This is a genomic window from Streptomyces sp. NPDC047072 (genome assembly GCF_040643855.1).
In the GTDB taxonomy this organism is placed as follows: Bacteria; Actinomycetota; Actinomycetes; order Streptomycetales; family Streptomycetaceae; genus Streptomyces.
The window spans coordinates 1-7,455 of record NZ_JBEYVC010000296.1 but is presented as its reverse complement, the minus strand read 5'-3'; the positions used below and the strand labels follow the sequence as shown (position 1 = coordinate 7,455).

General features: G+C 70.7%; 8 protein-coding genes. 5 read left to right on the top strand and 3 right to left on the bottom strand.

Translation table 11 applies throughout. The features are described from left to right. The first annotated feature begins 104 nt into the window (after nt 1-104). Nucleotides 105-341 (top strand): GAF domain-containing protein, encoded by a 237-nt coding sequence (locus ABZ896_RS51315; protein WP_360945967.1) that lies wholly within the window; start codon nt 105-107, stop codon nt 339-341. On the opposite strand, the gene ABZ896_RS51310 is transcribed toward ABZ896_RS51315, so the two are convergent. Continuing rightward, nucleotides 319-1,116, bottom strand: coding sequence for an RNA polymerase sigma factor SigF (locus ABZ896_RS51310; protein ID WP_360945964.1), 798 nt, complete (start codon nt 1,114-1,116; stop codon nt 319-321). The genes ABZ896_RS51315 and ABZ896_RS51310 overlap by 23 nt on opposite strands. Nucleotides 1,117-1,341: 225 nt before the next feature. On the opposite strand from ABZ896_RS51310, the gene ABZ896_RS51305 reads away from it, so the two are divergent. Then, nucleotides 1,342-3,138 (top strand): thiamine pyrophosphate-requiring protein, encoded by a 1,797-nt coding sequence (locus ABZ896_RS51305; RefSeq protein WP_360945961.1) that lies wholly within the window; start codon nt 1,342-1,344, stop codon nt 3,136-3,138. Nucleotides 3,139-3,156: 18 nt separating this feature from the next. Here ABZ896_RS51305 and ABZ896_RS51300 read toward each other — a convergent pair whose 3' ends face one another. Together ABZ896_RS51300 and ABZ896_RS51295 are read right to left on the bottom strand one after the other, a co-directional pair. Next, complete coding sequence (locus ABZ896_RS51300) at nt 3,157-3,549, bottom strand: hypothetical protein (protein ID WP_360945958.1); 393 nt, start codon at nt 3,547-3,549, stop codon at nt 3,157-3,159. Nucleotides 3,550-3,823: 274 nt separating this feature from the next. After that, on the bottom strand, nt 3,824-4,447 hold the full coding sequence (locus ABZ896_RS51295) for a TetR/AcrR family transcriptional regulator (protein WP_360945955.1): 624 nt from the start codon (nt 4,445-4,447) through the stop codon (nt 3,824-3,826). Between the two features lie 165 nt (nt 4,448-4,612). Between ABZ896_RS51295 and ABZ896_RS51290 the strand changes: the two genes are divergently transcribed. From ABZ896_RS51290 to ABZ896_RS51280, 3 genes are all read left to right on the top strand, one after another. Further along, nucleotides 4,613-5,554, top strand: coding sequence for an alpha/beta fold hydrolase (locus ABZ896_RS51290; protein ID WP_360945952.1), 942 nt, complete (start codon nt 4,613-4,615; stop codon nt 5,552-5,554). 194 nt (nt 5,555-5,748) lie between these two features. Beyond that, entirely contained in the window at nt 5,749-6,972 is a 1,224-nt protein-coding gene (locus ABZ896_RS51285) for an FAD-dependent monooxygenase (RefSeq protein ID WP_360945949.1), read from the top strand. 124 nt (nt 6,973-7,096) lie between these two features. Further along, on the top strand, nt 7,097-7,455 hold a 359-nt coding region (locus tag ABZ896_RS51280; protein WP_360945946.1), incomplete at its 3' end, for an alpha/beta fold hydrolase.

The following is a 7,455-nucleotide window of genomic DNA, read 5'->3' as shown; positions in this document are numbered from 1 at the left end:
GTAACCGGCGGGTCAGCGCAGAGCGAGCGCCACCGTCACGGCCGAAGCCCCCGCGAACACCTCACGCGCGATGGCGGGCACGCGGCGGCTCCCTCGCACTTCAGGTGCGCCCGGAGGACCCCGAGGCCTTCGGCCGGGACACGGCGGGCGTGCCCGTCATCACGCGGGCGAACGTCACCTCGCTGCTGTCCGTTCCGCCGGCGCACAAGAACGTGGTGCGGGGCGTCCTGACCCTGTTCCGGTGCGGACCGCGCCCGGCGTTCTCGATGGCGGAGGCGCAGGCGATGGACATGATCTCCCGCCACCTGGCGCTCGCGCTCACGCCACGGCGTCCCGCATGACCTGCTCGCGCACCCGCCCGCAGCACCGGCTGATCAGACGCGAGACGTGCATCTGGGAGATGCCGAGCTGCTCGGCGATCCGGCTCTGCGTCATGTCGCCGAAGAAGCGCATGTAGAGGATGGCCCGCTCGCGTTCGGGCAGCGCGGCCAGCCGGTCCCGGACCGCCTCGCGGTCGACGACGGTGTCGAGCGCGGGGTCGGGCGAGCCCAGCGCGTCGCTGAGCGAGTAGCCGTCCTCGCTCCCGGGCAGCTCGGCGTCGAGGGAGAGCGCGGTGAAGCTCTCCAGGGCCTCCAGGCCGACCCGGACATCCTCCTCGGTGAGGTGGGCGTGGTCGGCGATCTCGGCGATCGTGGGCCTGCGTCCCGAGATCGTCTGCGAGAGGTCCTGGGTGGCGAAGCGGACCCGGTTGCGCAGGTCCTGGACCCGGCGCGGTACGTGCAGGGTCCACATGTGGTCGCGGAAGTGCCGCTTGATCTCGCCGGTGATGGTCGGGACGGCGTAGCTCTCGAAAGCGTTGCCGCGCTCGGGGTCGTAGCGGTCGACGGCCTTGACCAGGCCGAGGGCGGCGACCTGGCGCAGGTCGTCGAAGCTCTCGCCGCGGCTGCGGAAGCGTCCGGCGAGCCGGTCGGCCATGGGCAGCCAGGCCTCGACGACCTGTCCGCGCAGGGTGTCGCGCTCGGGGCCGGGGGGCAGCGCGGCGAGCCTGCAGAAGTCCGCCGCCGTGTCGGGTGCGTCGTCGTGCGGGTGGTGCTTCGCGCTCGCTCGTGTGGGCATGTGCGTCGCAACTCCCTTGATGGTGCTCTGGGTTGGGACGCGCCCGCGATCCGTCCGGGCGCGCCCGTGGCGGCTCCTCGCCACTCCCACGGACGTGCCTCCGGTCCGAAGCACTGGGACTGCGCCTGCCCCCGGCCCCCGGCGGCAAACACCGGGCAGGTTTTCCGGGGGCGCGCAGGGTGACTCGTACAGCTGCCTGTGCCATCCATGTCCGGAGGTCAGTCCATGAGCACCAAGGTGTCCGATCACATCCTCGAGCGGCTGCGCGAGTGGGGTGTGGAACATGTCTTCGGTTATCCCGGCGACGGCATCAACGGCCTGCTGGCGGCCTGGGGCCGGGCCGGGAACAAGCCGCGTTTCGTGCAGTCCCGGCACGAGGAGATGTCCGCGTTCCAGGCGGTCGGTCACGCCAAGTTCAGCGGCCGTCTCGGAGTGTGCGCGGCCACGTCCGGGCCCGGCGCGATCCATCTCCTCAACGGTCTCTACGACGCCAAGCTGGACCACGTCCCCGTGCTGGCGATCGTCGGCCAGACGCACCGCACCGCGATGGGCGGCTCGTACCAGCAGGAGGTGGACCTGCACACCCTGTACAAGGACGTCGCCTCGGACTTCGTGGAGACGGTGACGGTCCCCGAGCAGCTGCCGAACGTCCTGGACCGGGCGATCCGCACCGCGTACGCCCGCCGCTGTCCCACGGCGGTCATCATTCCCGGTGACGTCCAGGAGCTCGAATACTCCGCGCCCACGCACGAGTTCAAGATGGTGCCGTCCAGTCTGGACCGCAGCGCCTGGACGGCGGTCCCGTCGGAGGAGTCCCTGGAGCGGGCCGCCGAGATCCTCAACTCCGGTGACAAGGTGGCCGTGTTGGTCGGCCAGGGCGCGGCGGGCGCGCGGGCCGAGGTGGAGCGGATCGCCGAACTCCTCGGCGCCGGCGTCGCGAAGGCGCTGCTCGGCAAGGACGCGCTGAGCGACGAACTCCCGTACGTCACCGGCTCGATCGGCCTGCTGGGCACGCGTCCGTCGTACGAACTCATGCGGGACTGCGACACCCTGCTGACCATCGGGTCGTCCTTCCCGTACACCCAGTTCCTGCCGGAGTTCGGCAAGGCGCGGGGCGTGCAGATCGACATCGACCCGCACATGGTCGGGATGCGTTATCCCTACGAGGTGAACCTGGTCGGCGACGCGAAGGCGACGCTCCAGCGGCTCATCCCGATGCTGGACGTGGAACGCGGCGGCCGCGAGTGGTACGACACGGTGTGCGACAACGTCACGCGCTGGCGCGAGGTGATGGAGCGGCGGGCGGCGCTGTCGGCCGACCCCATCAACCCGGAGTATGTGGCCCGCGCGCTGGACCCGCTGCTGCCGGACAACGCCATCGTCACCTCCGACTCCGGCTCGACGGCGAACTGGTACGCCCGGCATCTGACGATGCGCCCCGGCATGCGGTCCTCGCTCTCCGGGACGCTCGCGACGATGGGCTGCGGAGTGCCGTACGCCATCGGCGCGAAGTTCGCGCATCCGGACCGTCCGGCGATCGCGCTGGTCGGGGACGGGGCGATGCAGATGAACGGGATGGCGGAGCTGATCACGGCGGCCAAGTACCGGGATCTGTGGGAGGACCCGCGGCTGGTCGTGGCCGTGTGGAACAACCACGACCTCAACCAGGTGACCTGGGAGATGCGGGCCATGGAGGGCGCTCCGTCGTTCCTGCCCTCGCAGGAGCTGCCGGACGTGCAGTACGCGGCCTTCGCCCGGTCGATCGGGCTGACCGGCATCCGGGTGGAGAAGCCCGAGGACGTCGAGGCCGGCTGGCGTGCGGGCCTGGAGGCGGACGGGCCCGCGGTGATCGAGTTCCTCACCGACCCGGCCGTGCCGCCGATCCCGCCGCACGCGACCTGGGAGCAGATGGAGGCGACGGCCGCGTCGATCCTCAAGGGCGACGCGGACCGCGCCTCCATGGTGAAGCAGGGCTTCAAGGCGAAGGTGCAGGAGTTCCTGCCGGGGCTGGAGAAGAAGTAGCGGCCACCGTGTTGAAACCTACTCGACTGGTGGGTACAGCGCTCGGCCGAACTCCTCCGCGGAGCCACTGACCCCGCAGGCCGAGTGGCCCGGCCAGTTCGGCGAGCGCAGCGCAATGGCATCGGCGGTGAACGGGAACCCACCGGCCGGCGACGAGCGGCCGGGTGCGCGGTGGCGGCCGTGGGCCTGGGCGATCCAGCGCGTCAGCATGGGGGGCGCCCGTGCCCGGTTGTGGTCCCGGTTGTACGGGGGCGTTCGCCACGTGGGTGAGCAGGAGGTCAGGCCGGCGCCTCGCAGGATGGCGACGATCGGGACCGGTCGCCGACTCGTCGACGCCCAGCGGGAGTCCGTACCGATGCCCTCATCCGCGGGGACGGCACCGAGCTCTGCGAGGGCACCGAGGCGGAGCACGAGCACGAATTCCTGCGAACGCGGTCCGAGTCGGCGGAGCGGCGGCCGAAGTACCACCGTGTGCCGGCGGCGGTCTTTCGGCGACCGGCCGTGCAGTTCGAGCCCGGCGACCCCGCGCATGCGTGGAGCAACTCGACTGGATGCGAGCGCAGTTCTTCGGTCAGCCACCCAGACGACCGCCCGGTGGCGCGTGAACCTGCGGGCCGTGTCTGCGCGGCATCGAAGCAGGCCGACCGCATCAGCTGCCTGTGCTACGAGGCCGGCCGTGCCCTTCTCAGGTGTGGCGTGAGCGGGGCAGCAAGGCGAACGCGCTCTCCGCGATCGAGGTCAGGCGGGCGGGACTGTAGCCGTACGCGCCCACGACATCGCTGCCGCGGACGACGGTCAGCAGTAGGTAGGCGAGGTCGTCGGGGTCCGCGTCGGGGTCGAGGTCGCCGTTGCGCTGCGCCGCTCGCACACACTCGGCCACCGCTGTGGCGACCGTGGAAAAGGAGTCGCCGGCCAGGCGTTTCACCTCGGGGTGGGGGGTGCCGATCTCCAGGGCCATCTTGGCGGCGAAGCAGGCCGCCGCCGTCCGGTCGGGGGCGGGGGGTACGTCGGGGGCGAGTGGCACCCCGTGGACGGCGCGGAGCAAGTATGCGTGCAGTCGTTCCAGGGCGCCCTCGTCCGGTCCGGCGAGCGCCTTCGGCGGCCCCTGCCCCAGCCGGGTGAAGTAGCCGGCCATCGACTGCAGCAGCACGCCGTGCTTGCCGTCGAACGCGCCGTAGAGGCTGCCGCGGCCCAGGCCGGTGGCGGCGCTGATGTCGTCGACGCTCGTGCCGTTGTAGCCCGAGGTCCGGAACTGCCGCTCGGCGGCATGCAGGACGTGGTCGCGGTCGAAGCTGCGTGGTCTCACCATGCGCCGAAGGTAAAGCCGGCCCACCGTATTTGACAACCCAGTACAGAACTATCTAGGTTTCGGACTGTTCAGTAAACAACGGTGCCGAACTCACCGGCCCGGCTTCGGAGGACCTCATGACCGCGGTCAGTGCGGACAACACCGCACCGGAAGGCGCGATTTCCCGTGATTGCTGCTGACGAGACGTTCGACGGCACGTGGCCGTATCCCGCCCGCTTCAACGAGACTGCCGGCTTCCGTCAGCACTATGTCGACGAGGGCCCCTCACGGCCCGATCAGACGATCGTCATGCTGCACGGCGAGCCCACGTGGGGCTACGAGTGGCGCCACCTGATCGGGCCGCTGTCGCGTCACCATCGCGTGGTCGTTCCCGACCACATGGGCTTCGGCAAGAGCGAGACACCGCAGGACCGCACGTACGACGCGAGCGAGCACATCCTGAATCTCGAATCGTTGCTCGTCGACACGCTCGACCTGACGGACATCACCCTGGTGCTCCGTGACTGGGGCGGCCCCATCGGCACCGGGTTCGCGCTGCGTCACCCCGACCGGATCTCCCGGATCTTCGCCACGAACACCGTGCTGCCGCTCGCAGACGACATCGCCCCTCTCATGAAGGCCAACGGCGTCGAGAGCCGGTGGTTCCAGTGGGCCCACTCGGCGCTCTCGGACGGCTCGTTCGAGCAGATCCTCGGCAACGCGGGTCACACCGTCGCCCACCTGATGATCGACCTGCAGCATGTCGCCCGGCCCGAGATCGCCACGCCGACCTGGATCCGCGCCTACTCCAGCCCCTTCCCGACCCCGGCGGAGTGCCGCGGCGTCATCGCCTTCCCGCGGCAGGCCCTTGAGGGCCCCCAGGGTCCCCCGCCCGGGCCGCCGCCCGGGGAAGCCGTCGCCGCGCTGCGCGCCGTGCCGGCGATGCTGGCGGTCGGCATGCGGGACACCGCACTGCTGCCCCAGTACGTCATCCCGTCGTTCAGGCTCAGCTACCCCGACGCACCTGTGGTCGAGATTCCGGGCGCCGGCCACTTCCCGACCGAGGACGCTCCCGAGACGCTGCTGGCACTCCTTGAGCTGTTCCTGCAGACGTCCGCGCGCACCTGAAGGCCGAACGGCCGGCCCCGCGGGTGTGTGGGTGGCCGGCAACGCCACCGATCCGGTCGCCCATCCCTCCGAGGCAACGCCCCCCCTCCTCGACGTCCTCGCCCGCCTCGGCGACTCCACATCCTCGGCTTCCTGAACGGCCGCCCCCCACCCCCCACCAGATGGAGAACACGACAATGTCGGAGCGCAATCCCATGGACAGGAACACGACATCGCGACCGCGGGCCCTGGTGGTCGGCCTCGGGATCAGCGGGATCGCCTCCGCGCTGCGTCTGCATCGCGCGGGCTGGGACGTGGTGGTGCTGGAGAAGGCGTCCGAGCGGCGCCGTGGCGGATACTTCATCGCCCTGTTCGGGACCGGGCTCGCCGCCGCCGAACGGCTGGGCTTCGCCGATGCGGTGCCGCATCGCGTCGCTCCGGAAAGCGTGAGCTACGACGTCGACCGCACGGGCCGGCGCCGCCGCGGATTGAGCTACGCCGATGTGTTCGGCGGGTCTCGACTGGTGGTGCGGGGCGACATCGAAGACGCGGCCTTCAGCGCCCTGCCCGACGAGGTCGAGATCCGGTACTCGACCGTGCCGATCGCGCTGGACCAGGACCTCGACGGGGTGGACGTCGAGATCCGCGACCTGACGGCGCAGACGACGACCATCGAACGGTTCGACCTGGTGGTCGGGGCAGACGGACTGCGCTCGACCGTGCGCCGGCTTGCGTTCGAGCCCGAGCAGAGCCCGATCCGTCGGCTGAACTACATGATCGCCGTGTACAGCCTGCCCGAGCCGATACCCGGCTACCGCCCACAGGACGGGCTGACCATGGCCGAGGCGGGCCGATCGGTGTGGGTGTTCCCGTTCGCCGACCGGCCGCCGTCGGTGATGTTCTCCTACCGCACCGACGACGTGGACGCCGAGTTCACCCGGCCGGCCATCGACTCGCTGCGCGCCGCCTACGGCCCCGAGCCCACCGGCTCCACGCTCGGTTGGCTGCTCGACCAGTTCGAGAAGGCCCCGGACCACCTGTTCGACTCCGCCGAGCAGGTGCACCTCGACCACTGGCACCGCGGTCGAGTCGTGCTCGTCGGCGACGCCGCGTGGTGCCTGACCGTTTACTCCGCCATGGGGGCATCCACCGGCCTGGCCGGGGCGGACCTGCTCGGCACCATGCTGGAACGCCACCCGCACGACGTGCCACGAGCGCTGCGGGACTGGGAGGACCACCTGCGCCCGTTCATCGACCACCACCGCGGCAGCGCTGTGAGCCAGCGCGGTTTCTTCACCCCGGGCAACCGCGCCGAGTTGCTGCTTCGGTCCGTGATGCTCCGCCTCGCCCGGCTGCCGATCGCCGGCCGGCTGCTCGCCAGGACGAGGACCAACAGTGCGCGGATGAAAAGTCTGGATATCGCCGCCGCTGCAGCGTGAGTGGACTTCCTCGAACACGAGCGGGAGAACGAGGTCGTCCGGGCCCGCAACCCGCCGCTTACCTGCTACTTGGTCCGGGCTTGCCGGACCGCGACGCCGCGAAGGCGGCTTGGGGGTTGAACTCATGACACAGAAGACCCGGCGACCGCCCTTCGGCGAGGACTCCCCGGCCAGGGGGTCCCAGGCGAGCGACCGCGTTCGGCATCGGACGGTTCAGGCAGGCGGACTGGAGGTTCCGATCCTTGAGGCCGGCAGCGGGCCGCTCGTCGTGTTCCTCCACGGGTTTCCCGACCATGCGGCCAGCTGGGCAGCGATCCTCGACCGCCTTGCGCAGGAAGGGTACTGGGCGGTCGCACCCGCACAGCGCGGATACTGGCCCGACGGCGCGGCCCCAGACGGCTCCTACCGCGCGTTCTCGACCGGCCAGGACGTCCTGACCCTGGTCGAAGCGCTCGGGCGCGAGCAGGCGGATATCGTCGGCCA